Annotated in this window: 25 protein-coding genes and 7 tRNA genes; 27 read left to right on the plus strand and 5 right to left on the minus strand. The window is 62.0% G+C overall.

Annotation, left to right across the window (positions count from 1 at the left end):
• Nucleotides 1–15: 15 nt before the first annotated feature.
• Entirely contained in the window at nucleotides 16–594 is a 579-nt protein-coding gene (locus tag PM2_RS15955; protein WP_016715136.1) for a Maf family protein, read from the minus strand.
• Between the two features lie 96 nt (nucleotides 595–690).
• Between PM2_RS15955 and PM2_RS30135 the strand changes: the two genes are divergently transcribed.
• From PM2_RS30135 to PM2_RS16035, 16 genes are all read left to right on the plus strand, one after another.
• Nucleotides 691–1,218, plus strand: a complete 528-nt coding sequence (locus tag PM2_RS30135; protein WP_012313431.1) for a YceD family protein — start codon at nucleotides 691–693, stop codon at nucleotides 1,216–1,218.
• 13 nt (nucleotides 1,219–1,231) lie between these two features.
• Nucleotides 1,232–1,414, plus strand: a complete 183-nt coding sequence (gene rpmF / locus PM2_RS15965) for a 50S ribosomal protein L32 (protein ID WP_003247154.1) — start codon at nucleotides 1,232–1,234, stop codon at nucleotides 1,412–1,414.
• A gap of 3 nt (nucleotides 1,415–1,417) precedes the next feature.
• On the plus strand, nucleotides 1,418–2,428 hold the full coding sequence (gene plsX / locus PM2_RS15970) for a phosphate acyltransferase PlsX (protein WP_016715138.1): 1,011 nt from the start codon (nucleotides 1,418–1,420) through the stop codon (nucleotides 2,426–2,428).
• A 127-nt stretch (nucleotides 2,429–2,555) separates the two neighbouring features.
• Nucleotides 2,556–3,494, plus strand: coding sequence for an ACP S-malonyltransferase (gene fabD / locus PM2_RS15975; RefSeq protein ID WP_028699297.1), 939 nt, complete (start codon nucleotides 2,556–2,558; stop codon nucleotides 3,492–3,494).
• A 15-nt stretch (nucleotides 3,495–3,509) separates the two neighbouring features.
• Nucleotides 3,510–4,250, plus strand: coding sequence for a 3-oxoacyl-ACP reductase FabG (gene fabG, locus PM2_RS15980; RefSeq protein ID WP_016715140.1), 741 nt, complete (start codon nucleotides 3,510–3,512; stop codon nucleotides 4,248–4,250).
• 202 nt (nucleotides 4,251–4,452) lie between these two features.
• Nucleotides 4,453–4,689 carry an acyl carrier protein gene (gene acpP / locus PM2_RS15985; RefSeq protein WP_016715141.1) on the plus strand — a complete coding sequence of 79 codons (237 nt, stop codon included), beginning with the start codon at nucleotides 4,453–4,455 and terminating at the stop codon, nucleotides 4,687–4,689.
• 187 nt (nucleotides 4,690–4,876) lie between these two features.
• The gene (gene fabF, locus PM2_RS15990; protein ID WP_016715142.1) at nucleotides 4,877–6,121 is read left to right on the plus strand and encodes a beta-ketoacyl-ACP synthase II; all 1,245 of its coding nucleotides are present in this window, start codon (nucleotides 4,877–4,879) and stop codon (nucleotides 6,119–6,121) included.
• Nucleotides 6,121–6,936, plus strand: coding sequence for an aminodeoxychorismate lyase (pabC, locus tag PM2_RS15995; protein ID WP_016715143.1), 816 nt, complete (start codon nucleotides 6,121–6,123; stop codon nucleotides 6,934–6,936). Before fabF ends, pabC begins: the two co-directional genes overlap by 1 nt.
• Before the next feature lie 4 nt (nucleotides 6,937–6,940).
• Nucleotides 6,941–8,131 carry an endolytic transglycosylase MltG gene (gene mltG, locus PM2_RS16000; RefSeq protein WP_016715144.1) on the plus strand — a complete coding sequence of 397 codons (1,191 nt, stop codon included), beginning with the start codon at nucleotides 6,941–6,943 and terminating at the stop codon, nucleotides 8,129–8,131.
• 9 nt (nucleotides 8,132–8,140) lie between these two features.
• Nucleotides 8,141–8,773, plus strand: a complete 633-nt coding sequence (gene tmk / locus PM2_RS16005) for a dTMP kinase (protein ID WP_016715145.1) — start codon at nucleotides 8,141–8,143, stop codon at nucleotides 8,771–8,773.
• Nucleotides 8,766–9,752, plus strand: coding sequence for a DNA polymerase III subunit delta' (locus tag PM2_RS16010; protein ID WP_016715146.1), 987 nt, complete (start codon nucleotides 8,766–8,768; stop codon nucleotides 9,750–9,752). The genes tmk and PM2_RS16010 overlap by 8 nt, the downstream gene beginning before the upstream one ends.
• A gap of 30 nt (nucleotides 9,753–9,782) precedes the next feature.
• Nucleotides 9,783–10,565: a TatD family hydrolase gene (locus PM2_RS16015; RefSeq protein WP_016715147.1), complete on the plus strand. Its 783-nt coding sequence runs from the start codon at nucleotides 9,783–9,785 to the stop codon at nucleotides 10,563–10,565.
• A 365-nt stretch (nucleotides 10,566–10,930) separates the two neighbouring features.
• Nucleotides 10,931–11,566 carry a TetR/AcrR family transcriptional regulator gene (locus PM2_RS16020; protein ID WP_003260720.1) on the plus strand — a complete coding sequence of 212 codons (636 nt, stop codon included), beginning with the start codon at nucleotides 10,931–10,933 and terminating at the stop codon, nucleotides 11,564–11,566.
• Between the two features lie 107 nt (nucleotides 11,567–11,673).
• Nucleotides 11,674–12,642 carry a GTP 3',8-cyclase MoaA gene (locus PM2_RS16025; RefSeq protein ID WP_028699296.1) on the plus strand — a complete coding sequence of 323 codons (969 nt, stop codon included), beginning with the start codon at nucleotides 11,674–11,676 and terminating at the stop codon, nucleotides 12,640–12,642.
• 66 nt (nucleotides 12,643–12,708) lie between these two features.
• Complete coding sequence (locus PM2_RS16030; protein ID WP_016715149.1) at nucleotides 12,709–13,314, plus strand: DUF4823 domain-containing protein; 606 nt, start codon at nucleotides 12,709–12,711, stop codon at nucleotides 13,312–13,314.
• 10 nt (nucleotides 13,315–13,324) lie between these two features.
• Nucleotides 13,325–13,885: a DUF1285 domain-containing protein gene (locus tag PM2_RS16035; protein WP_016715150.1), complete on the plus strand. Its 561-nt coding sequence runs from the start codon at nucleotides 13,325–13,327 to the stop codon at nucleotides 13,883–13,885.
• A gap of 89 nt (nucleotides 13,886–13,974) precedes the next feature.
• Here PM2_RS16035 and PM2_RS16040 read toward each other — a convergent pair.
• Together PM2_RS16040 and PM2_RS16045 are read right to left on the minus strand one after the other, a co-directional pair.
• Nucleotides 13,975–14,050: transfer RNA gene (locus tag PM2_RS16040), tRNA-Asn, on the minus strand.
• Between the two features lie 62 nt (nucleotides 14,051–14,112).
• Entirely contained in the window at nucleotides 14,113–15,309 is a 1,197-nt protein-coding gene (locus tag PM2_RS16045) for an amino acid aminotransferase (protein WP_016715151.1), read from the minus strand.
• A 287-nt stretch (nucleotides 15,310–15,596) separates the two neighbouring features.
• On the opposite strand from PM2_RS16045, the gene uvrB reads away from it, so the two are divergent.
• Complete coding sequence (gene uvrB / locus PM2_RS16050) at nucleotides 15,597–17,612, plus strand: excinuclease ABC subunit UvrB (RefSeq protein WP_016715152.1); 2,016 nt, start codon at nucleotides 15,597–15,599, stop codon at nucleotides 17,610–17,612.
• Nucleotides 17,613–17,682: 70 nt separating this feature from the next.
• Here the strand turns inward: uvrB and PM2_RS16055 are convergent, their stop codons facing one another.
• Entirely contained in the window at nucleotides 17,683–19,233 is a 1,551-nt protein-coding gene (locus tag PM2_RS16055) for an MDR family MFS transporter (protein WP_016715153.1), read from the minus strand.
• On the minus strand, nucleotides 19,223–20,278 hold the full coding sequence (locus tag PM2_RS16060; protein ID WP_028699295.1) for an HlyD family secretion protein: 1,056 nt from the start codon (nucleotides 20,276–20,278) through the stop codon (nucleotides 19,223–19,225). Before PM2_RS16060 ends, PM2_RS16055 begins: the two co-directional genes overlap by 11 nt.
• Nucleotides 20,279–20,422: 144 nt before the next feature.
• Between PM2_RS16060 and gltX the strand changes: the two genes are divergently transcribed.
• From gltX to PM2_RS16110, 10 genes are all read left to right on the plus strand, one after another.
• Nucleotides 20,423–21,904: a glutamate--tRNA ligase gene (gene gltX / locus PM2_RS16065; RefSeq protein ID WP_016715155.1), complete on the plus strand. Its 1,482-nt coding sequence runs from the start codon at nucleotides 20,423–20,425 to the stop codon at nucleotides 21,902–21,904.
• Nucleotides 21,905–22,193: 289 nt separating this feature from the next.
• Nucleotides 22,194–22,269, plus strand: a tRNA-Ala gene (locus tag PM2_RS16070).
• 72 nt (nucleotides 22,270–22,341) lie between these two features.
• Nucleotides 22,342–22,417: transfer RNA gene (locus tag PM2_RS16075), tRNA-Glu, on the plus strand.
• Nucleotides 22,418–22,470: 53 nt separating this feature from the next.
• Nucleotides 22,471–22,546, plus strand: a tRNA-Ala gene (locus PM2_RS16080).
• Between the two features lie 42 nt (nucleotides 22,547–22,588).
• Nucleotides 22,589–22,664 (plus strand) — tRNA-Glu (locus PM2_RS16085).
• Nucleotides 22,665–22,725: 61 nt separating this feature from the next.
• A tRNA-Ala gene (locus PM2_RS16090) sits at nucleotides 22,726–22,801 on the plus strand.
• A gap of 42 nt (nucleotides 22,802–22,843) precedes the next feature.
• A tRNA-Glu gene (locus PM2_RS16095) sits at nucleotides 22,844–22,919 on the plus strand.
• A 171-nt stretch (nucleotides 22,920–23,090) separates the two neighbouring features.
• Nucleotides 23,091–23,630: a TetR/AcrR family transcriptional regulator gene (locus tag PM2_RS16100; RefSeq protein WP_016715158.1), complete on the plus strand. Its 540-nt coding sequence runs from the start codon at nucleotides 23,091–23,093 to the stop codon at nucleotides 23,628–23,630.
• A gap of 15 nt (nucleotides 23,631–23,645) precedes the next feature.
• Nucleotides 23,646–24,479, plus strand: a complete 834-nt coding sequence (locus PM2_RS16105; protein ID WP_016715159.1) for an alpha/beta hydrolase — start codon at nucleotides 23,646–23,648, stop codon at nucleotides 24,477–24,479.
• A 69-nt stretch (nucleotides 24,480–24,548) separates the two neighbouring features.
• Nucleotides 24,549–24,983 (plus strand): acyl-CoA thioesterase, encoded by a 435-nt coding sequence (locus PM2_RS16110; RefSeq protein ID WP_015269427.1) that lies wholly within the window; start codon nucleotides 24,549–24,551, stop codon nucleotides 24,981–24,983.
• Nucleotides 24,984–25,000 lie beyond the last annotated feature (17 nt).

The following is a 25,000-nucleotide window of genomic DNA, read 5'->3' on the forward strand; positions in this document are numbered from 1 at the left end:
AAATCTCAAGGCGGGCTAAGGGATAACCACGCCTTCCTTGGTCAGCATATCCACCAGCCGAATCAACGGCAGCCCGATCAGGCTGGTTGCATCGCACCCATGCGTGCTCTGGAACAGGCTCACCCCCAATCCCTCAGCCTTGAAGCTTCCTGCGCAATCCAGTGGCTGTTCCGCCGTCACATAGCGCTCCACCCGCTCCCTGCTCAATTCGCGCAGCGTCACCGTAAACGGCACGCAGTCCACCTGGCAGTGCCCGGTCGCAGTATTGAGCAATGCCAGCCCGGTCAGAAAACTCACCTGCTGCCCGCTGCACTCCAGCAGTTGCTCGCAGGCCCGCTCGAACGTGTGGGGTTTGCCCAGCACCTGTTCGCCCAATACTGCAACCTGGTCCGAGCCGATGATCAGGTGTTCGGGGTGGCTTCCCGCCAAGGCTTCGGCCTTTTGCCTGGCCAGCCGGCGCACCAGGTCCACGGCGGGTTCATCAGCCAGGCGCTGCTCGTCTATATCGGGGCTTGCCCAGGTGAAGGGCAGGCGCAGGCGTGCGAGCAGTTCGCGGCGATAGGCAGAGCTGGAAGCCAGTAGCAAAGGAAGCATGGTAGACTCCTGAATCAGTTGAACAAATTCTATCACGCACGATGCCGCCTAATTTCCTTTGACAGGGGCGGGGGGCATCCCTATTATGCTGCGCCTATGTTGAATGACCCGATTCCACCTCACGTTGACCCGCGCAAATTAGCCGATCGTGGCGTAACCCTTAACGGTTCGCTGCAACTCGCTGATTTGGAAAGACTCTGCGACCCGCTTTCCGACAATGTCGGTACGGTGCAGGCGAAGTTCGATTTTGAACGAGATGAACAGCACGTCGTGGTTATCCACAGCGAACTGGACGTCGAAGTCAAGATGGTTTGCCAGCGTTGTCTTGAGCTGGTCACCCTGCCGATTCACAGCGAATGTACTTACGCCGTGGTGAAGGAGGGTGCGAATACCCAGTCGTTGCCGAAAGGCTATGACGTGCTGGAACTGGGCGAAGATCCTTTGGATCTGCAGGCATTGATCGAGGAGGAGCTTCTGCTCGCCTTGCCAATCGTGCCTGCTCATCATCCGGAAGAATGCCAGCAGCCGGCGGGCGCAGACGAGCCCGAATCGAGCAAGGACGAGGTATCGCGGTCCAACCCGTTCAGTGTTTTGGCGCAGTTAAAGCGTGACCCAAACGTTTAGGAGTTAATCAATTATGGCTGTTCAGCAGAACAAAAAATCCCGCTCTGCCCGTGACATGCGCCGTTCGCACGACGCCCTGTCGGAAAACGCGCTGTCGGTAGAGAAAACCACCGGTGAAGTTCACCTGCGCCACCACGTTTCGCCAGAAGGCGTATACCGTGGTCGCAAAGTGGTCGACAAGGGCGCTGACGAGTAATCCTTGTCCGCTCAGATCATCGCGATCGACGCAATGGGCGGGGACTTCGGTCCCCGCAGCATTGTCCAGGCTAGCATTGCCTGCCTTTCTGCTACTCCCTCGCTGCACCTGACCCTCGTCGGTCAACCCTCACTCCTGGAAGATCTTGTCAGCGGCCTTGCGGCTGCGGATCGCGCGCGTCTGCAGATTGTCGCCGCCAGTGAGGTGGTCGGCATGGATGAGCGGCCCTCCCAGGCATTGCGGGGCAAGCCGGATTCGTCGATGCGCATCGCCCTGGAACTGGTGCGTGACGGCAAGGCCCAGGCCTGCGTCAGTGCCGGCAATACCGGCGCGCTGATGGCGCTGTCCCGTTTCGTGCTCAAGACCTTGCCGGGTATCGACCGGCCCGCCATGGTGGCCGCAATTCCGACTCAGGCGGGTTACTGCCAGTTGCTCGACCTGGGTGCCAATGTCGATTGCAGTGCCGAAAACCTCTACCAGTTTGCCGTGATGGGCTCGGTGGCTGCTCAGGCCCTGGGTGTGCATCGTCCACGGGTGGCGCTGCTGAACATCGGCACCGAGGACATCAAGGGCAATCAGCAGGTCAAGCTGGCTGCCAGCCTGTTGCAGAATGCCCGTGGGCTTAACTACGTGGGTTTTGTCGAAGGTGACGGGCTGTATCGTGGTGAGGCCGATGTGGTGGTGTGCGATGGGTTCGTCGGCAATATCCTGCTCAAGTCCAGCGAGGGGCTGGCGACGATGATCGCTGCGCGCATCGAGCAGTTGTTCAAGGGCGGCGTGTTGTCGCGGGCGGCCGGGGCGGTGGCCATGCCGCTGCTCAAGCGTCTGCAGGCCGACCTGGCGCCGGCGCGGCACAATGGTGCCAGTTTTCTGGGGTTGCAGGGCATTGTCATCAAGAGTCATGGCTCGGCGGGCGTGCAGGGCTTCCAGAGCGCCATCCAGCGGGCGTTGATCGAGATACAGGAAAACCTGCCGCAGCGCTTGCATGGGCGCCTTGAAGACCTGTTGCCTTAGGCATTTTGCCCATGAAGTGCTTAAATGTGACCGCTTGGTCTGTGTATCCATCCAAGTTTTCAGATTCCGCGCCTGGCCCAGGGCCTGGCGCACCCTATCCGACGACAAGATCATAAGGGCTTGTTCAATGTCTGCATCTCTCGCATTCGTCTTTCCCGGTCAAGGTTCCCAGTCGCTGGGCATGCTCGCCGAGCTCGGCGCCGAGAAGCCAGTGATCATCGAAACCTTCAAGGAAGCGTCCGAAGCACTGGGTTACGACCTGTGGAAGCTGGTCCAGGAAGGCCCTGAAGAGCAACTCAACCAGACCGACAAGACCCAGCCGGCCATCCTCACCGCGTCCATCGCGCTGTGGCGCCTGTGGCTGGAAGAGGGCGGCGCGCAGCCAGCCTTCGTTTCTGGCCACAGCCTGGGCGAATACAGCGCCCTGGTCGCTGCGGGCAGCATCACCCTGAAAGACGCTGTTCGCCTGGTCGAGCGCCGCGGTCAGCTGATGCAGGAGGCCGTACCGGCGGGTCATGGTGCCATGGCTGCCATTCTCGGCCTGGACGACGCTGTGGTCGTTGAAATCTGCGCCGAAGCCGCTGAAGACCAAGTGGTCAGCGCCGTCAACTTCAACTCGCCAGGCCAGGTGGTCATCGCTGGCAATAAAGCTGCCGTGGATCGCGCCATGGAGCTGTGCAAGGCCAAGGGCGCCAAACGCGCCCTGCCGTTGGCGGTCAGCGTGCCGTCGCACTGCGCCCTGATGAAACCGGCGGCCGAGCGCTTTGCCGAGTCGGTCAACGCCATCGAGTGGAAGGCCCCGCAAATTCCAGTGGTGCAGAACGTCAGCGCTGCTGTTGCCGCCGACCTCGATGCACTCAAGCACGACCTGCTGGCGCAGCTGTACCAGCCTGTGCGTTGGGTGGAGTGTGTGCAGACCCTGGCCGCCAACGGTGCGGTCAACCTGGTCGAGTGTGGCCCGGGCAGGGTCCTGGCTGGCCTGAACAAGCGTTGCGCCGATGGCGTGACCACTTACAACCTCAACACCCCTGATGCCGTTGCCGCCACCCGCGCGGCACTGGCCTGATTTGGAGAAGCTTGCATGAGCCTGCAAGGTAAAGTTGCACTGGTCACCGGCGCCAGCCGTGGCATTGGCCAGGCCATCGCCCTCGAGCTGGGCCGCCAGGGCGCGACCGTGATCGGCACCGCCACTTCGGCGTCCGGCGCCGAGCGCATCGCTGCCACCCTGAAAGAGCACGGCATCACCGGTACCGGCATGGAGCTGAACGTGACCAGCGCCGAGTCCGTTGAAGCGGTACTGGCCGCCATCGGCGAGCAGTTCGGCGCACCGGCCATTTTGGTCAACAACGCCGGCATCACCCGCGACAACCTGATGCTGCGCATGAAAGACGACGAGTGGTTCGACGTGATCGACACCAACCTGAACAGCCTCTACCGTCTGTCCAAGGGCGTGCTGCGTGGCATGACCAAGGCACGTTGGGGCCGTATCATCAGCATCGGCTCGGTCGTGGGTGCCATGGGTAACGCCGGTCAGGCCAACTATGCGGCCGCCAAGGCTGGCCTGGAAGGCTTCAGCCGCGCCCTGGCGCGTGAAGTGGGCTCGCGTGGCATCACCGTCAACTCGGTGACCCCGGGCTTCATTGACACCGACATGACCCGCGAGCTGCCAGAAGCGCAGCGCGAAGCCCTGCAGACCCAGATTCCGCTGGGCCGCCTGGGCCAGGCTGACGAAATCGCCAAGGTGGTTTCGTTCCTGGCATCCGACGGCGCTGGCTATGTGACCGGCGCTACCGTGCCGGTCAACGGCGGGATGTACATGTAACACTGCAACTCAATGTGACGGATTTCGTAAAAAAAGAGTCATACTGCGAGCCTAAAATCCGTTATAAAGCTGCAACCAGATTCCAGGCAGCGGGTGGGGTGGCTAGCTTGAAGGTGCGTTTCGCTTGAAAAGCGAACGTCTTTCTATAAAATTAGCCACCGGCCAGCTGCCTGACATATATCCATTAGGAGTAAACCTAGGTATGAGCAACATCGAAGAACGCGTCAAGAAAATCGTCGCCGAGCAACTGGGCGTCAAGGAAGAAGAAGTGACTCTCGAGAAGTCCTTCGTTGATGACCTGGGTGCCGATTCGCTTGACACCGTTGAGCTGGTGATGGCTCTGGAAGAGGAATTCGAGACCGAAATCCCTGACGAAGAAGCCGAGAAGATCACTACCGTTCAAGCTGCTGTAGACTACGTCAAAGCCCACCAGGCCTAAGACGCTTTAGTCGACGCTTCTTGTCGGGGAAAACCGCACTGCCTTCGCTGGCGTGCGGTTTTTTCTTTGCGAGCGCCCCGCATTTTCAAGGCTGCTTCGTTCACCGCGCACCAAGAGCCTGTTGCCATTCCATTCCTGCGCTTGAATGCAATGCCAAGAGACTCTGTTATTAGAAAAGGAGAGTACTGTGTCGCGTAGACGCGTCGTGGTCACCGGTATGGGTATGCTGTCGCCACTGGGTACCGATGTACCGAGCACCTGGCAGGGCATTCTGGCTGGCCGCAGTGGCATTGGTCCGATCGAACACACGGACCTGTCTGCCTACTCCACCCGTTTTGGCGGCTCGGTGAAAGGCTTCGAAGTCGAGCAATACCTGTCGGCCAAAGAGGCCCGCAAGCTCGACCTGTTCATCCAGTACGGGCTGGCGGCCGGTTTCCAGGCGGTGCGTAATGCCGGCCTGGAGGTCACCGACGCCAATCGCGAGCGTATTGGCGTGGCCATGGGCTCGGGTATCGGTGGTCTGACCAACATCGAAGAAACCAGCCGCACCCTGCACGACTCGGGGCCGCGCCGCATTTCGCCGTTCTTCGTGCCGGGCTCGATCATCAACATGATCTCCGGGTTCCTGTCGATCCACCTGGGTCTGCAAGGGCCGAACTACGCCATTGCCACCGCCTGCACCACCGGCACCCACTGCATCGGCATGGCCGCACGCAATATCGCCTATGGTGAGGCCGATGTGATGATCGCCGGTGGCGCCGAAATGGCCGCCTGCGGCCTGGGCATGGGCGGTTTCGGTGCTTCGCGCGCGCTGTCCACCCGCAACGACGAGCCAAGCCGGGCCAGCCGCCCGTGGGACAAGGGCCGTGACGGCTTCGTGTTGTCTGACGGTGCCGGTGCCTTGGTGCTCGAAGAACTGGAGCACGCCCAGGCGCGTGGTGCGACCATCTATGCCGAGCTGGTTGGCTTTGGCATGAGCGGCGACGCCTACCACATGACTTCGCCGCCCGACACTGGCGAAGGTGCTGCCCGTTGCATGGCCAACGCCCTGCGCGATGCCGGCATCAAGCCGGAAGAGGTCAGCTACATCAACGCCCACGGCACTTCGACCCCTGCGGGCGACGTGGCCGAAGTGGCTGCGATCAAGCGCGTGTTCGGTGAGCATGCCTACAAGCTGGCTGTCAGCTCGACCAAGTCGATGACCGGTCACCTGCTGGGTGCTGCCGGCGCGGTGGAGGCGATCTTCAGCGTACTGGCCATCAACAGCCAGATGGCACCGCCCACCATCAACCTGGACGAGCCGGACGAAGGTTGTGACCTTGACTTCGTGCCGCACCAGGCGCGCAGCATGCCGATCGACGTGGTGTTGTCCAACTCGTTCGGCTTTGGCGGCACCAACGGCTCGCTGGTGTTCCGCCGGTTCGCCGGTTGATGCACGGCTGGATCGATGGCCAGCCGGCGGCTGCACTCAACCTGCAGAACCGTGGCCTGGCCTACGGCGATGGCCTGTTCGAGACCATTGCCGTGCGCGGCGGTCGCCCCAGCTTGCTGGACGGCCACCTCGCACGCCTGGCGCTGGGCTGCCAGCGCCTGGCGATCAACGCCGACCTGGCGCTGGTGCGCGACGAACTGCTTCGCTATGCCAACCAGCTCGGTGAAGGCGTAGCCAAACTTATCCTCACCCGTGGCGACAGTCAGCGTGGCTATGCCCCGTTAGCCGATGCCGCGCCACGGCGCATCCTGCAGGGCAGTCCGTTGCCCGGCTATCCTCTTGAGCATGCCGAGCAAGGCGTGCGGTTGTTCCCTTGCCAGACCCGGCTTGGGGAACAACCGCTGCTGGCCGGGCTCAAACACCTCAACCGCCTGGAGCAGGTGCTGGCCCGTGCCGAATGGCAGGACAGCGAACACGCCGAAGGCCTGATGCGTGACGGGCAGGGCAGGGTAATCGAAGGGGTATACAGCAATCTGTTCCTGGTGCGCGATGGCGTGCTGCTTACCGCCGACCTCAACCGCTGTGGTGTGGCTGGGGTGATGCGTGCGGCGTTGCTGGAGCAGGCCGTAGTGCTGGGTATCCCGGTGCAGGTCTGTGACCTGCCGTTCGAGGCGCTGGAGCACGCAGATGAAGTATTTGTTTGCAATAGCGTTTACGGCATCTGGCCCGTGCGTGGCGTAGCCGCGCTAAACTGGTCGCCGGGCCCGCTCACCCGTAAACTGCAGGCCGTTGCCCGTACGTTACTGGAAACCTGAATTCGTGAGACGTAAATTCCTGCTGCTGCTGGAAATGGGCTTGATCCTTGCCGGCCTGGCGCTTGGCTGGTCGGCCTGGAAGGTCAACGCCGTCCTGGAGCAGCCCTTGCACATCACGCAGGAGCGCCTGCTCGATGTGCCCAATGGCACCACCCCCAACCGCATGTTCTATCGCATGCAGAGCGAAGGGTTGCTCGACGACGCCGTCTGGCTGCGCTTGTACTGGCGCTTCAACATGGCTGGCACCCCTCTGCACACCGGCGAGTACCGCCTTACCCCGGGCATGACCGTCGAGCAGCTGTTCGATGCCTGGCGACGTGCTGATGTGGTGCAGTACAACCTCACGCTGGTCGAAGGCTGGACCTTCCGCCAGGTACGCTCGGCCGTGGCCAAGCATGAAAAGATCAAGCACACCCTGGACGGCCTGTCGGACTCCGAGGTGATGGACAAGCTCGGCCATACCGGCGTGTTCCCGGAAGGGCGCTTCTTCCCGGACACGTACCGCTTCGTGCGTGGCATGAGCGATGTCGAGTTGCTGCAACAGGCCTACATGCGTTTGGACGAAGTGCTGGCCAAGGAATGGGCCGAGCGCACCACCGACCTGCCATACCGCGACCCGTACCAGGCGCTGATCATGGCTTCGCTGGTGGAAAAGGAAACCGGTATCCCCCAGGAACGTGGGCAGATAGCCGGCGTGTTCGTGCGGCGCCTGCGCCTGGGCATGATGCTGCAGACCGACCCGACGGTGATCTACGGCATGGGTGAGCGTTACAACGGCAAGATTACCCGCGCCGACCTGCGCGAACCGACGCCCTACAACACCTATACCATCACAGGGTTGCCGCCGACCCCGATTGCCATGGTCGGTCGCGAAGCGATTCATGCGGCGCTCAACCCGTCGAGCGGCACTAGCCTCTACTTCGTCGCCCGTGGCGACGGTAGCCACGTGTTCTCCGACGACCTCGATGACCACAACTCGGCGGTACGCGAGTTCCAGCTCAAGCGCCGTGCAGACTACCGCTCCAGCCCCGCCCCGCAGCAAGAGGCACAACCGGCTGCTGAAGACGCCCAGCCCGAGGTGCCTGCGGCGGATGAGCCGGCTACGCAGCCGGCACCCGATGAGCCACCTGTGCAGGACGCCCCTGCCGGTGGCGCGCAAGCGGCCGAACGGCCGACGCCTGACGAACAACATTAAGGACTGCCTGTGAGCGGCTTGTTTATTACGCTGGAAGGCCCCGAAGGCGCGGGCAAGAGCACCAATCGTGACTACCTGGCCGCGCGCTTGCGCGAGCAGGGCCTGGATGTGGTATTGACCCGGGAGCCTGGCGGTACGCCGCTGGCCGAAAAAGTGCGCGAACTGTTGCTGGCTCCCAGCGATGAAACCATGGCAGCCGACACTGAGCTGCTGCTGGTATTCGCTGCGCGCGCCCAGCACCTGGCACAGGTCATTCGTCCGGCATTGGCTCGCGGGGCCGTCGTGTTGTGTGACCGCTTCACGGACGCCACCTATGCCTATCAAGGGGGTGGCCGTGGTTTGTCTGTCGAGCGTATCGCTGCCCTGGAGCAATTTGTACAGGGCGACTTGCGCCCAGATCTGACCCTGGTGTTCGACCTGCCGGTCGAAGTTGGCCTTGCCCGCGCCGCCGCTCGCGGTCGCCTGGACCGTTTCGAGCAGGAAGGCCAGGCCTTCTTCGAAGCCGTTCGCCAGGCGTATCTGCAGCGGGCCCAGCGCGAGCCGCAGCGCTACAGCCTGCTGGACGCCGCGCAATCCCTTGAGGCGGTGCAGCGGGCCATTGACGTGCTGCTGCCCGGCATCGTGGAGCGTTGCCGTGGCTGAGGCCTACCCTTGGCAGCAGGCCCTCTGGCAGCAGCTGGCTGGCCGAAGCCAGCACGCCCATGCCTATCTGTTGCACGGGCCACAGGGTATCGGCAAGCGGGCCTTGGCAGAGCGCCTGATGGCCCGTTTGCTGTGTCAGCAGCCTCAAGGGCTGGACGCCTGCGGTGGGTGCAAGTCTTGCCTGCTGCTCAAGGCGGGTAGCCACCCGGACAACTTCGTCCTCGAACCTGAAGAGGCCGATAAGCCGATCAAGGTCGACCAGGTGCGCGAACTGGTAGCCTTCGTGGTGCAGACGGCCCAGCTGGGCGGGCGCAAGGTCGTCTTGATCGAGCCGGTGGAGGCGATGAACGTAAATGCCTCCAACGCACTGCTCAAAAGCCTTGAAGAGCCCTCTGGCGATACCGTGTTGCTGTTGGTCACACACCAGCCTAGCCGCCTGCTGCCCACCATCAAGAGCCGCTGCCAGCAGGTCGCCTGCCCGCAGCCCAGCTTGGCCCAGAGCCAGGCTTGGCTGGCCGAAGCGTTGCCCGACAGTGACCAGGCCGAACGTGACGAGCTGCTGACGTTGGCGGCCGGTTCGCCATTGATGGCAGTCAGCCTGCAGGCGCAAGGCGTGCGTGAGCAGCGTGCGCTGGTTACCGATGGGGTGAAGAAGCTGCTCAAACAGCAGCAATCGCCCAGTCAGTTGGCCGATGCCTGGAACGGTGTACCGTTGTTGTTGCTGTTCGACTGGTTTTGCGATTGGTCGCACCTGATCCTGCGCTACCAGTTGACCCAGGACGAGGAAGGTTTAGGCTTGGCCGATATGCGCAAGGTGGTGCAATACCTGGCGCAGAAGAGCCGCCAGGCCAAGGTGCTGGAGGTGCAGGCTTGGATCCTGGAGCAGCGCCAGAAGGTGCTGGGCAAGGCCAACCTCAACCGTGCCCTGTTGCTAGAGTCGCTGCTGGCTCACTGGTTGCAATTGCCGGGCGCCCGCTGATTTCCCATTTTTCATGTGTGCTGTTATCCCATGCTCGTAGATTCCCATTGCCACCTCGACCGTCTTGACCTGAGCGCCCATCAGGGCTCCCTCGATGCTGCCTTGCAGGCGGCGCGTGAGCGTGGGGTGGGGCACTTCCTCTGTATCGGTGTCAGTGCCGAGAACGCCGGCGCGGTGAAAGCCCTGAGCGAGCAGTACGCCGATGTTGATTGCTCGGTAGGTGTACACCCGCTGGACCTGGCGCCGGGTGAAACCCCAGCGCTGGAGTGGCTGCTGCGCGAGCTGGCCCACCCGCATGTGGTAGCGATTGGCGAAACCGGGTTGGATTATCACTATGAGCCCGAAGCTGCCGAACTGCAGCAGGCTTCGTTCCGCCTGCACCTGGAAGCCTCGCGGCAGACTGGCAAGCCGGTGATCGTGCACACCCGGGCGGCACGCGCCGATACCCTGGCGTTGTTGCGCGAGGCCAACCTGCCGCAGGCCGGCGTGCTGCATTGCTTTACCGAAGACTGGGACATGGCCAGGGCGGCGCTGGATTTGGGGTATTACATTTCCCTGTCTGGCATCGTGACGTTCCGCAATGCCGAAGCCCTGCGCGAAGTGGCGCGGCAGGTGCCGGTCGATCGGCTGCTGGTGGAAACCGATTCGCCGTACCTGGCGCCGATTCCGCACCGGGGCAAGCCGAATTTGCCACAGTATGTGCGCGAGGTGGCGGAGTATGTGGCCTCGTTGCGGGGGGCCAGTTATGAGCAACTGGCGGAGCAGACCACGGCGAACTTCAAGCGGTTGTTCCCCTTGGCGCGAGTGCGCTGATCGCTCGAACTGTATCCCCTGGCCAGTCCACCCTGCGAGGCGCGCAAAAAAAACCCGGGTTCTGGGGGGGGAATCCGGGTTAAGACCATTAGGAGTAAAACAAAGGTACGCGGTCCCTGAGCACCTTTATCGGCGCGCCACTTGGGGGGGATGCGCCGCGCCAACACTTCAAGTATTGGTCAGGTTTGGCGCCGTGCCAGTGCATATTGGTCGTTTTTTAAACAGATTTGGAATACACCGAGGTGCCATTCCTCCCGCAGCGCATGGCCATATGCATCGTGAAACACAGACATGCTTGGATGATCCGTGCAATTTCCCGCAAGTTAGGCATAATAAACCGCTTCGATTGTCATCCAGTCCTTCCCATGCAGAAAGAACCTCGTAAGGTCCGTGAGTTTCGCCGTCGCGAACAGGAAATCCTCGACACCGCGCTCAAGCTGTTTCTCGAACAGGGTGAAGACAGCGTCACCGTCGAGATGATCGCCGACGCCGTGGGCATCGGCAAAGGCACGATCTACAAGCACTTCAAGTCCAAGGCGGAGATCTACCTGCGCCTGATGCTCGACTATGAGCGTGACCTGAACGCACTGTTGCACTCGGCCGACGTCGACCGCGACAAGGAAGCCCTGTCGCGTGCCTACTTCGAGTTCCGCATGCGCGACCCGCAACGTTACCGGCTGTTCGACCGCCTGGAAGAAAAGGTGGTCAAGGGCAATCAGGTGCCGGAAATGGTCGAGCAACTGCACAGCATTCGGGCCTCCAACTTCGACCGCCTGACCCAGCTGATCAAAGGCCGCATCAGCGAAGGCAAGCTTGAAGACGTGCCGCCCTATTTCCACTATTGCGCCGCCTGGGCACTGGTGCATGGCGCCGTGGCGCTGTACCACTCGCCGTTCTGGAGCAATGTGCTGGAGGACCAGGAGGGCTTCTTCCAGTTCCTGATGGACATTGGCGTGCGCATGGGTAACAAGCGCAAGCGCGATCCGGAACCTTCGAACTGAAGCGCAGCTTCCTTCGCTGCTGATACCCGGTATGAAGCGGGGGCTTGCAAAAACCTGATTTATGAGTCAGGTTTTGCCAGCCCTCATCATCCATGCCGGAGTCATTCATGATTGTCGATCGTCAAGGCAGGCGTTTTCGCAACCTGCGCGTCAGCCTGACGGCTGCCTGCAATTACGCCTGCACCTACTGCGTACCAGACGGCAAGCGTCTGGTGGCGGCGCAGGACGAATTGTCGGCGGATGCCCTGGCCCGTGGCGTGGCCTACCTGATCGAAGCGGCCGGTATCGAGCGGCTGCGCATCACGGGCGGTGAGCCGTTGGTCAGCCCACGCCTGGATGCCTTTCTGGCCGCTGTCGCCGAACTAAGCCTCGATGATATTTCGTTGACCACCAATGGCCAGTTGTTGGCGCGCAAGTTGCCCCAGTTGCAGGCAGCTGGCATCCGCCGCCTGAATGTTTCGCTCGACACCCTTGACCCTCAAGCCTTCCGCCGCATTGCGCGGGGTGGCGACCTGGCCAATGTGCTGACAGGTATGGAGCAGGCGAGTGCGATGGGGATGCGCATCAAGGTGAACATGGTGCCGATGCGTGGGCAGAACCTCGACCAGGTATTGCCCCTGCTGGATTACTGCCTTGAACGCGGCTTTGAGCTTCGCTTCATAGAGCTCATGCGCATGGGCCACCTGGCGCGTGACCGCAATACGTTCCTGCAACAGTTCGTCGGCCTGGACACACTGCTCACGCTGATTGGCAGCAGGCACACCTATGCCCAGGTCGATGCGCCAGTGGACGCCACGGCTTTGCGCTATCAAATACCTGGGCGTGGGCACTTTGGCGTCATTGCCAACGAAAGCCTGCCGTTCTGCCGCACCTGCTCGCGTTTGCGTTTGTCCTCTACAGGCTGGTTGCATGGCTGCCTTTCGTCCAGCAATCGCCACTTCGTCGGCGATCTGCTGGATAAGCCACGCCATCAAGCATTGCCGGCCCTGCAGCGCTTGCTGGTCAAGGCCTTGGCTGACAAGCAAGAGCAAGCGTTTGCCGGGGATGTGATGGTGATGAAAGTGATCGGCGGCTGAAGCTGGCGCAAAAGCTGCATCCGCCGGCTATTCGCCGGTTTTTCGTCACCGGCCACTGGAGGAAAGATGCGTAGCCTGGTCTTGCTGCTGGCGCTGATGGCGCTGGGCGGTTGCATGAATGTCAGCGATATGGGCGAGGGCGTTCGTTATCACATGAGCGATGCCGGTCTGCTCGACCACAACGATACCCGTCGCACCCTGTCGATCCGTCTGCAGCCCGATTCGTTCATCTTCATTGGCCAGGGCGCGTTCGTGCCACCGGGCAAGGGGCCGGTGCCACGGCAGAACGTGGTGGCCGAGCAGGCCTTCAAGAGCTTCGTCGAGTATTTCCCGCTGGTGCGCCGTGCCCAGGGGCCGCTGGGCCTGGAAGAAGCCGTTGCCCAGGCACGTTCGGTAGGTGCGGACTACGTGTTGTACACCCGCTTCGCCCGTACCGACGACCGCATCGGCAATGGCGACGAATGGTATGACGAACAGGCGGTCGACCGCTTGGGTTGGGACAGTGGCGTGGTGCAGATGATGCTGATCGAAACCAATACCCGCTACCTGATCGATACCGCACGCATCAAGAGCCGTGGCGGTTTGTTGACGTTCCACGACAATACCCCCGAGGATTTGCTTGGCGCACCGATGCGCGAGTACGCTCGTAGCCTTCTGGGCATGAGCGAATGAGGCAGGCGTGATGAGCGATTCCGGCAAGGCCAATGATCTTCTGGCGCAGATCCCCAAGGCCAAGGGGTTGCCGCCGGTGCATCTGTGGAACCCGGACTTCTGCGGCGACATCGACATGCGGATCGCTCGCGACGGCACCTGGTACTACCTGGGTACGCCGATCGGGCGCAAACCGATGGTGCGGCTGTTCTCCACCATCATCCGCCGCGATGGCGATGACTACTTCCTGGTGACTCCGGTAGAAAAGGTTGGCATCCGCGTGGATGACGCGCCGTTCGTGGCGGTGGCGCTGGAGGTGCTGGGGGAGGGCGAACAGCAGGTGCTGCGCTTTACCAGCAATGTCGAGGATCAGGTGGATGCCGGCCCGGACAGCCCGCTGCGCGTGGTGATCGACCCGGTGACGCAAGAGCCGTCGCCCTATGTGCTGATGCGTAGCAACCTTGAGGCGCTGATTCATCGCAACGTGTTCTACCAGCTGGTGGAACTGGCGGTGCCGCGTGTGATCGACGGTGACGAGTGGCTTGGGGTGTGGAGCCAAGGGGCGTTTTACCCGATCGGGCGGAGTAGCTGAAGGCGCTCGATCTGCCAGGCGCTGACATCCTTCCGGTGAGCCACGAAAAAGCCCCCGGTTGCTTGCGCAACCGGGGGCTTTTCAGTGTTTGGCTCCGCGACCTGGACTCGAACCAGGGACCCAATGATTAACAGTCATTTGCTCTACCGACTGAGCTATCGCGGAATCTGCGCGTATCTTACTGATTGCCAAGAGGATGTCAAGCTACCCCTTGGCAAAACAATGAGTTACAGCACTTCTACGATGGCTTTGGTGACCACGTGGATGTTGCTCTGGTTCAGCGCGGCCACTGCGATGCGGCCGGTGTCCAGGGCGTAGATGCCAAAGTCGTTCTTCAGGCGGGCAACCTGTTCAACGGTCAGGCCCGAGTAGGAGAACATGCCAACCTGACGGCCAACGAAGCTGAAGTCGCGGTTGGCGCCATATTCGGCCAGCAGCGAAACCATCTGCTTGCGCATGCCGTGGATGCGCTCGCGCATTTCGGCCAGTTCGGTTTCCCACATCTGGCGCAGTTCGGCACTGTTCAGTACGGTGGCCACGATGGTGGCGCCGTGGGTTGGCGGGTTGGAGTAGGTGGTGCGGATCACGCGCTTGACCTGCGACAGCACGCGGGTGCTCTCGTCCTTGGATGCGGTGACGATCGACAGCGCTCCCACGCGCTCGCCGTACAGCGAGAACGACTTGGAGAACGAGCTGGAAACGAAGAACTCCAGGCCCGACTCGGCGAACAGACGCACGGCGAAGGCGTCTTCGGCGATGCCGTCACCAAAGCCCTGGTAGGCCATGTCGAGGAACGGTACATGGCCTTTGGCCTTGACCACTTCCAGGACGTTTTTCCAGTCATCCAGGCTCAGGTCGACGCCGGTCGGGTTGTGGCAGCAGGCGTGCAGCACCACGATCGAGCCGGACGGCAGGTTGTTCAGGTCTTCGAGCATGCCGGCGCGATTGACGTCGTGGGTCGGCGCGTCGTAGTAGCGGTAATTCTGCACCGGGAAGCCGGCCGATTCGAACAGGGCGCGGTGGTTTTCCCAGCTTGGGTCGCTGATGGCAACCACGGCGTTTGGCGAGATACGCTTGAGGAAGTCGGCGCCAATCTTCAGTGCGCCGGTACCGCCGACGGCCTGCACGGTAACCACGCGGCCAGCGGCCAGCAGTGGCGACTCGGCGCCGAAGATCAGTTTTTGCACGGCCTGGTCGTAGGTGGCGATACCGTCGATCGGCAGGTAGCCGCGCGAGGCGTGCTGGGCGGCACGCTGGGTCTCGGCTTCGATCACGGCGCGCAGCAGCGGAATGCGGCCTTCCTCATTGCAGTACACGCCAACGCCCAGGTTGACCTTGTCGGTACGTGGGTCGGCGTTGAATGCTTCGTTGAGGCCCAGAATAGGGTCGCGGGGTGCCAGCTCGACAGCGGAAAACAGGCTCATTGTTACCTTGGCTCTGATTGGAGAGTGATAGGACGTACACGCTCCAGCCGAATGCACTGAAGCGGTGCACAAACGGGGAGTCAGTATAGTGATACCGACCGGTCACTGCGACACTCTGGCACAGCTTTTCCGGCTATTTGCGCAAATATTTTTCGACCATTGGTCGAATTGCCGGGTCCACCGTTACACGCGCTCACAGCTACGCCTTGAAAGCGCCCCCGGGCGGGCGCATTTGGGTATAGACTACTGGCTAAATTTACAGTTGCTGCAGCACCGCGAGGTCCGTCATGTCCGAGTTCCAGCTCGTCACCCGTTTCCAGCCGGCCGGCGACCAGCCCGAGGCCATTCGCCAGATGGTCGAAGGCATCGAGGCGGGGCTGTCGCACCAGACGTTGCTCGGGGTGACCGGGTCGGGCAAGACCTTCAGCATTGCCAATGTCATCCAGCAGGTGCAGCGCCCGACCCTGGTGCTGGCGCCTAACAAGACCCTGGCCGCGCAGCTGTACGGCGAATTCAAGGCGTTTTTCCCCAACAATGCGGTGGAGTATTTCGTTTCCTACTACGACTACTACCAGCCTGAAGCCTACGTGCCGTCTTCGGACACCTTCATCGAGAAGGACGCCTCGATCAACGACCATATCGAGCAGATGCGCCTGTCGGCGACCAAGGCACTGCTGGAGCGGCGCGATGCGATCATCGTGACCACCGTTTCGTGCATCTATGGTTTGGGTAGCCCCGAGTCCTACCTGAAAATGGTCCTGCACGTAGACCGTGGTGACAAGCTTGACCAGCGTGCGCTGCTGCGCCGGCTAGCTGATCTGCAATACACCCGCAACGAAATGGACTTTGCCCGTGCCACGTTCCGCGTGCGTGGTGATGTGATCGACATTTTCCCGGCCGAATCGGACCTTGAGGCCATCCGTATCGAGCTGTTCGATGACGAGGTGGAAAATATCGCCGCCTTCGACCCGCTCACCGGCGAGGTCTTCCGCAAGTTGCCGCGTTTTACCTTCTACCCCAAAAGCCACTACGTCACGCCGCGGGAAACCCTGCTGGAGGCGGTGGAGGGTATCAAGGAAGAGTTGAAGGAACGCCTGGAGTACCTGCAAAAGGCCAACAAGCTGGTGGAGGCGCAGCGTCTGGAACAACGTACCCGCTTCGACCTGGAGATGATTCTGGAGCTGGGCTACTGCAACGGCATCGAGAACTACTCGCGCTACCTGTCTGGCCGCCCGGCCGGCGCACCGCCGCCCACCTTGTACGACTACCTGCCGCCGGATGCGCTACTGGTGATCGATGAATCCCACGTCAGTGTTCCGCAGGTCGGCGCCATGTACAAAGGCGACCGCTCGCGCAAGGAAACCCTGGTCGAGTACGGCTTTCGCATGCCCTCGGCGCTGGATAACCGCCCCATGCGTTTCGATGAATGGGAGAATGTCAGCCCGCAAACCATCTTTGTGTCCGCTACCCCTGGCCCCTACGAGGCTGAGCACGCCGGGCGCGTGGTGGAGCAGGTGGTGCGCCCGACCGGCCTCGTCGACCCGCAGGTCGAGGTGCGCCCGGCACTGACCCAGGTGGATGACCTGTTGTCGGAGATCCGCAAGCGTGTGGCCCTGGGCGAGCGGGTGCTGGCCACCACGCTGACCAAGCGCATGGCCGAAGACCTGACCGACTACCTGGCCGACCATGACGTGCGGGTGCGCTACCTGCACTCGGACATCGATACCGTGGAGCGGGTGGAAATCATCCGCGACCTGCGGCTGGGTACTTTCGATGTGCTGGTCGGTATCAACCTGCTGCGTGAGGGCCTGGACATGCCGGAGGTGTCGCTGGTGGCGATCCTCGATGCCGACAAGGAAGGGTTCCTGCGTTCCGAGCGGTCGCTGATCCAGACCATCGGGCGTGCTGCGCGTAACCTCAATGGCCGGGCGATCCTGTACGCCGACACTGTCACCGGTTCGATGCAGCGGGCGATTGACGAAACCGAGCGCCGCCGCGAGAAGCAGATCGCGTTCAACGAAGCCAACGGCATCGTGCCCAAGGGCGTGGTCAAGGACATCACCGACATCATGGAAGGTGCCACCGTCCCTGGCGCGCGCAGCAAGAAACGCAAGGGCATGGCCAAGGCGGCGGAGGAGAGCGCCCGTTACGAAGCCGAACTGCGTACGCCGGGCGAGATCACCAAGCGTATCAAACAACTGGAAGAGAAGATGATGCAGTTTGCCCGCGATCTGGAATTCGAGGCGGCGGCGCAGTTGCGCGACGAGATCACTCAACTGCGGGAGCGGTTGATTACCAGCTGAAGCCTGTCGCCGGCCATGCGGGAGCGGGCGTGCCCGCTCCCGCATGGGGCGCATTTAATCTGAAATAGCCTCAGTGGGCTTCCCCGGCTTTCAAGCCTTCCGGCAACTTCCGGGTCAGCAACACCGCCACCATACTCACCGCCAACCCAATCCCAACGAAGTGGAACGCATCGTTGTACGCCATGATCAACGCCTGCTGGTGAGTAATCTCGCTCAACTTCCCCAGCGCCGCATTGTCATTCCCCAGCCTTTCGGCCAGCTGCGCCAGCCGCTCCGCCACCTGCGGGTTGCTCGGCACCACCGCCTCCCGCAGGTAATCGAAGTACACCTTGGTCCGCGCATCCAGCAGGGTGGCCAGCAAGGCAATGCCAATCGCTCCACCCAGATTACGCAGGATATTGAACAGGCTCGAAGCCGACCCGGCATCCTGCGGCTGGATGTAGGCTGTGGCGATCAACGAAATGGTCACCATGATCATCGGTTGGCCCAAGGCGCGGATGATCTGGATCTGGTTGAACTGCGGCCCGGCAAAATCCGGGTTGAGCACCCCCGAGCCGAAACTGGCCGCACCGAACAGGCAGAACCCCAACGCACACAGCACCTTGGGCGAAACCACTTTCATCAGTTGCGGTACCAGCGGAATCAGGAACAGCTGCGGAATCCCCATCCACATGATCACCTCGCCGATCTGCAAGGCGTTGTAACCCTGCACCTGCGCCAGGTACAGCGGCAACAGGTAGATCGACCCGTACAGCCCCACGCCCATGCCCAGGCTGGCAATGCTCGACAAGCCAAAATTACGGTTGCCCAGGATGCGCAGGTTGATCAGCGGGTTTGGCCTGGAAAACTGCAGGATGACGAAGGTGATCAGGCTGACCAGGGCGATGCTGCCCAGGCCCACGATGAGGTGCGATTCCAGCCAGTCCTTGCGGTGGCCTTCCTCCAGGAACACCTGTAGGCAACCCAGCCCCAGGCCCAGGGTGACGATGCCGGCGTAATCGGTGCTTTTCAGCAGTTCCCAGTGCGCTTCCTTCTTTTCCAGCCCGTACAGCAGGCCGGCGATCATCACCAGCCCCGGCGGGATGTTGATGTAGAAGATGTACTCCCAGCCCCAGTTTTCGGTCAGCCAGCCGCCCAGAGTGGGGCCGATGGACGGGGCGAAGGTGGCCGTCATGGCAAACATGGCCATGCCTTTGGCGCGGTGGTGCTCAGGCAGTTTGATCAGGGTAAGGGTGAAGGCCAACGGGATCAGTGCGCCACCGGTAAAGCCTTGCAGGGCCCGGAACAGGATCATGCTCTCCAGGTTCCAGGCCATCGAGCACAGCAGCGACGACAGCAGGAAGCCTGCAGATACCCACACCGCCAGGCGCCGCGCCGACAGCAGCTGCACCAGCCAGGCGGTTAGCGGGATCATGATGATTTCCGCTACCAGGTACGAAGTGGAAATCCATGAACCTTCTTCCAGCGTGGCCGACAGTGCGCCCTGGATGTCTTTGAGCGACGAGTTGGTGATCTGGATGTCCAGCACCGCCATAAAGGCGCCGAGCATCACGCTCATCACTGCGATCCAGTCGCGTCGGGTTGGCTCGGCTGTAGGCCTGAGCAGTTGATCACCGGCCATCGTGGCCTTCGTTTTCGCTGCGCAGGTCGACGGTGGCGGTTACCGACATGCCGGGGCGGATGCGCCCGTGCAGCGGGTTGTCGGCGCGGAAGGTGAGTTTTACCGGGATGCGCTGCACCACCTTGGTGAAGTTGCCGGTGGCGTTGTCGGGCGGCAGCAGGCTGAATTGCGCGCCCGACGCGGCGAACAGGCTGTCGACCCGGCCTTCGATGGGCGTGTCGGGGTAGCTGTCGAACAGCAGTTCAGCGCGCTGGCCGGGCTGCATGTGGCCAATCTGCGTTTCCTTGAAGTTGGCCTGCACCCAGATGTCTTCATCGGGCACGATCGACAGCAGGTAGGCGCCGGCCTGCACCACCTGGCCATTGCGCGCATTGCGCTGGCCAATGGTGCCGCTGATCGGTGCGCGGATCTCGCAGCGGGTCAGGTTCAGCTCAGCCTGGGCCAGGTCGGCGCGGGCATTGGCGATTTGCGCATCGAGGCGCTTGAGGTCGGCGTTCAGCGCGTTGACTTGCTGGCGCTGGCTTTGCAGGTCGGCGCGGGCCTTGTCGACCTGAGAACCGGCGACGTGGCTGTCTGCCGACAGGGTGGTGACCCGTTCTTCGGATACAAAGCCAGGCTTGCGCAGCTTCTCGGCGCGGCTCAGGTCTAGCCGTGAACGGTCGAAAGTGGCTTGGTTGGCCGCCACCTGGGCCTGGCCGGCAGCAATCAGGCTGCCTTGCTGGGTCAGGCGGCTTTGCGCCTGTGCGTACTCGGCTTCGCGGGTGGCGAGGGCGGCATTGGCGCGCTCAACCGCCAGCTCGAAGTCGGCGGCTTCCAGGCGCACCAGCAGGTCGCCTTTGTTGACGTGCTGGTTGTCCTCGACCGGCACCGTGTCGATGCGGGCGCCCAGCTGGCTGGAAATGCGCGTGATTTCGCCCTGTACATAGGCGTTGTCGGTGCTCTCGTAGAAGCGGCTTTTGAAGTACCAGTGGGCCAGGAAGGCGAGGGCGATGAGGGTCACGAGGGTGAAAAAGACCAGCAGGCGACGTTTGAGTTGGGCGGGCATGGGGGACTATCGTTCCAGAATTGTAAATAAATTTAACAGCGGCACAGGGCCTGTCGACAAGTGACGTTCGCGCCATTGCTGGAGCCCGGTGCCTGCCTCCTGCTAACATCCCGCCTTTGTTTCATCTTTCGTTCGAGACCTTCCATGACCACCGTACGCACGCGTATCGCGCCATCGCCTACCGGCGACCCCCATGTCGGCACTGCCTACATCGCCCTGTTCAACTACTGCTTTGCCAAGCAGCACGGCGGTGAGTTCATCCTGCGCATCGAAGACACCGACCAGCTGCGCTCCACGCGCGAGTCGGAACAGCAGATCTTCGACGCCCTGCGCTGGCTCGGCATCGAATGGAACGAAGGCCCGGACGTCGGCGGCCCGCACGGTCCGTACCGGCAGAGCGAGCGTGGCGAGATCTACGCCAAGTACGCCAAGGAACTGGTCGACGCCGGCCACGCCTTCTACTGCTTCTGCACCGCTGAAGAGCTGGACCAGATGCGTGCCGAGCAGCAAGCCCGCGGCGAAACCCCGCGCTACGATGGTCGCGCATTGCTGCTGAGCGCCGAGGAAGTGCAGCGCCGCCTGGCCGCTGGCGAGCCACATGTGATCCGCATGAAGGTGCCGAGCGAAGGCATGTGCGTGGTCCCGGACATGCTGCGCGGCGATGTCGAAATCCCGTGGGACCGCATGGACATGCAGGTGCTGATGAAGAACGACGGCCTGCCGACGTACTTCCTGGCCAACGTGGTCGACGACCACCTGATGGGCATCACCCACGTACTGCGTGGCGAAGAGTGGCTGCCGTCGGCGCCCAAGCTGATCAAGCTGTATGAGTACTTCGGCTGGGAACAGCCAAAGCTGTGCTACATGCCGCTGCTGCGTAACCCGGACAAATCCAAGCTGTCCAAGCGCAAGAACCCGACCTCGGTCACCTTCTACGAGCGCATGGGCTTCATGCCCGAGGCGATGCTCAACTACCTGGGCCGCATGGGCTGGTCGATGCCGGACGAGCGCGAGAAGTTCTCGCTGGCCGAAATGGTCGAGCACTTCGACCTGTCGCGTATTTCGCTGGGCGGGCCGATTTTCGACATCGAGAAGCTGTCGTGGCTCAACGGCCAGTGGCTGCGCGAGCTGCCGGTCGAGGAATTCGCGGCACGCCTGCAGAAGTGGGCATTCAACAGCGACTACATGATGAAGATCGCCCCGCACGTGCAGGGTCGTGTGGAAACCTTCAGCCAGGTTGCCCCGCTGGGCGGGTTCTTCTTCGAAGGCGCGCTGAAGCTGGATGCCAAGCTGTTCGAAAGCAAGAAGCTGTCGGCCGACCAGGTGCGTCAGGTGATCCAGCTGATCCTGTGGAAGCTCGAAAGCCTGCGCCAGTGGGAAAAAGAGCGCATCACCGGCTGCATCCAGGCCGTGGTCGAGGCGCTGGAACTGAAGCTGCGTGACGCCATGCCGCTGATGTTCGCCGCCATCACTGGCCAGGCCAGTTCGGTTTCGGTACTGGACGCCATGGAAATCCTTGGCCCGGACCTGACCCGTTACCGCCTGCGTCAGGCCCTGGACTTGCTGGGTGGCGTGTCGAAGAAAGAAAACAAGGAGTGGGAAAAGCTGTTGGCCTCGATTGCCTGACGGCGTTTCCCAGCCTGTAGCTGAAACCTGTGGGAGCGGGTTCACCCGCGAATACGATGGCGCTTGCACTGCCGCATTCGCGGGTAAACCTGCTCCCACAGGGTTCGATGCTGAGGTTTTGGTAGGGCAGGGCGGTAAGTGATTGTTATCTGTGAAAATTTTTTTGATTATTTTAAAAAATTAGTTTGACAGCCCTGCAATCCGAACTTAATATGCCCCCCGTCCACAGCGATGAACGAAAACGAAACGCGAGCCGCCCAGCCAGCGATTCTGTTCAGAGCGACATTGTGGGGCTATAGCTCAGCTGGGAGAGCGCCTGCATGGCATGCAGGAGGTCAGCGGTTCGATCCCGCTTAGCTCCACCAAATTCCGCTTGGCAGCCAAGGCTGTCGAGCAAGACCGGGTCCAGCAACCGGGTCTTGAAGGTAAGAAGGTTCGTCCCCTTCGTCTAGTGGCCTAGGACACCGCCCTTTCACGGCGGTAACAGGGGTTCGAGTCCCCTAGGGGACGCCAGTTTTGCACAAGCGATGTTTCACGATGTCGCTGGGCCGAGAGGCTAGAAATCCGGGGCTATAGCTCAGCTGGGAGAGCGCCTGCATGGCATGCAGGAGGTCAGCGGTTCGATCCCGCTTAGCTCCACCAATTTTGCCGCGGTTCGCGTAAGCGGATCGGCACGAAGGTTACGTCCCCTTCGTCTAGTGGCCTAGGACACCGCCCTTTCACGGCGGTAACAGGGGTTCGAGTCCCCTAGGGGACGCCACTTTTCCTGCGTTTTGCAGGGCTTAAAAAGGCTCGTCGTTTATTGATGAGTCTTTTGTTTCGGGGCTATAGCTCAGCTGGGAGAGCGCCTGCATGGCATGCAGGAGGTCAGCGGTTCGATCCCGCTTAGCTCCACCATTTCTGCCAGGGTTCACGCAAGTGGATCTTCGCGAAGGTTACGTCCCCTTCGTCTAGTGGCCTAGGACACCGCCCTTTCACGGCGGTAACAGGGGTTCGAGTCCCCTAGGGGACGCCATTTTGCCCGCGTTTTGCGGGACCTTTAAGGCTCATTCGATTATTGAATGGGCCTTTTGTTTTTCTCCCTCCCGAAAAATTCGCAACCGACAGGCGGCGAGAAATTCTGCTTGCCAAAAAATATGATGAGAATAATATTTCAATCATCATATTTTGTCCGGCGAATGTTCAGATGAGCGACAAGAAGAGCAAAACCCGCGAACGCATCCTGGAAGCCGCACGCAGTGCGCTGATCCAGCATGGCCCCGCCGAGCCCAGCGTGAGCCAGGTGATGGGGGCTGCCGGGCTGACGGTGGGTGGGTTCTATGCCCATTTCGACAGCAAGGACGAGCTGATGCTCGAAGCGTTCCGCCAGCTGTTGGGTGAGCGTCGCGCCTTGCTCGCCCAGATCGACCCCAGCCTCGATGGGGCAGGGCGGCGGGCGCTGGCCAGTGCCTTCTATCTGTCGCGCAAGCACCGCGATGCTGAGGTGCATGCCTGCCCGTTGCCCAACTCGCTGGGCGAGATGCAGCGCCTGCCGGAAGTCTTCCGTGAGGTATTGGCCGAACACATCGAGCTGATGACCGCTGCCATGGTCGATCGCCCCGAGGATGCCGACAAAGCCCTGGCCGATCTGGCGTTGATGGTCGGTGGCCTGGCCCTGGCCCGCGCTCTGGGTACCAGCGAGTTGTCAGACCGCATTCTGCGCGCCGCCAAATCGGCGGTGCTTTAACCCTGGAGCATGGCAATGACTACCCTGAGCTGGATTCGTGGTGTCAATGGCACCCTGGGCCGTCTGGCCCCCGAGCATGTCGCGGGCAAGATGCGCCGTGCCTTCATGACGCCACGCAACTTGCCGCCGCGGGATTGGGAGCTGCCCGTGCTGGCCAGTGCCGAGCGCATTACCCTGCGCTTCGGCTTGTCGGCCCTGCGCTGGGGTAATGGGCCGACCGTGCTGCTGATGCACGGCTGGGAAGGGCGCCCGACCCAGTTTGCCGCTTTGATCGAAACCTTGGTCCGGGCCGGGCACACGGTGGTGTCACTGGAGGGGCCGGGGCATGGGCGTTCGCCTGGCGAGCAGGCCAATGTGGTGCTGTTTGCCCGGGCCCTGCTGGAGGCCGCCGCCGAGCTGCCGCCGCTGCGTGCGGTCATTGGCCATTCCATGGGCGGTGCCAGTGTGCTGCTGGCCTTGCAGATGGGGCTGCGTACAGAGGCTGCTGTCAGCATTGCAGCCCCGGCACGGCTGTTGGGTGTGTTGCGTGGTTTTGCTCATCGCCTGGGGCTGCCAGCACGGGCGCGGGCGGCGTTCATTCGGCAGATTGAGCGGGATGTGGGGATGCAGATAGCCCGGCTGGATGTGACGGGTTATCAGCTGGAGTTGCCGGGGCTGGTGGTGCATGCCGCTGATGACGCCTTGGTGGCCGCCGATGAGGCTCGGGTTATCCATAAAGCGTGGTTCGACAGCCGGCTGATGCTGCTGGAGGCGGGTGGGCATCAGCGTGTACTGTCCGACCCGCGGCTGGGTGAGGCAGTGCTCGAATTGCTCGCCCGCGCTGCTGCACCGGCGCGTCAAAGCGCCTGACTGGCAGCAGGGCTGGACATTCCTTCACCTGTCACGGCTAAATTCACTTTTTCCGCCAAGGAAGCGAACATGAGCTGGGACCTGGCAACACCCTTCGTCATCGACCTGCGCGTGGGCAGCGAGGATATTGATGGCCTCGGCCACGCCAACAACGCGGTGTACGTCACCTGGCTGGAGCGCTGCGCCTGGCGCCACTCCCAGCGCCTGGGCCTGGACCTGGCCGAATACCGTCGGCTAGACCGCGCCATGGCGGTAGTGCGTCACGAAATCGACTACCTGGCCGCCGCCTACGAGGACGATGAACTGCAACTGGCCACCTGGATCATCGATTGGGACCAGCGCCTGCGCATGACCCGCCGTTTCCAGCTCAAGCGCCCGCGTGACGGCGTGACTCTGCTGCGTGCGCAAACCACCTTCGCTTGCATCGAGCTGTCCAGCGGTAAGCCCAAACGCATGCCAGCAGAATTCCTCGACGGTTACGGCCCGGCGCTGATCGGCGCCTGAAACTCCGGCAATTTTTG

Source organism: Pseudomonas monteilii NBRC 103158 = DSM 14164 (assembly GCF_000730605.1).
GTDB lineage: Bacteria > Pseudomonadota > Gammaproteobacteria > Pseudomonadales > Pseudomonadaceae > Aquipseudomonas > Aquipseudomonas monteilii.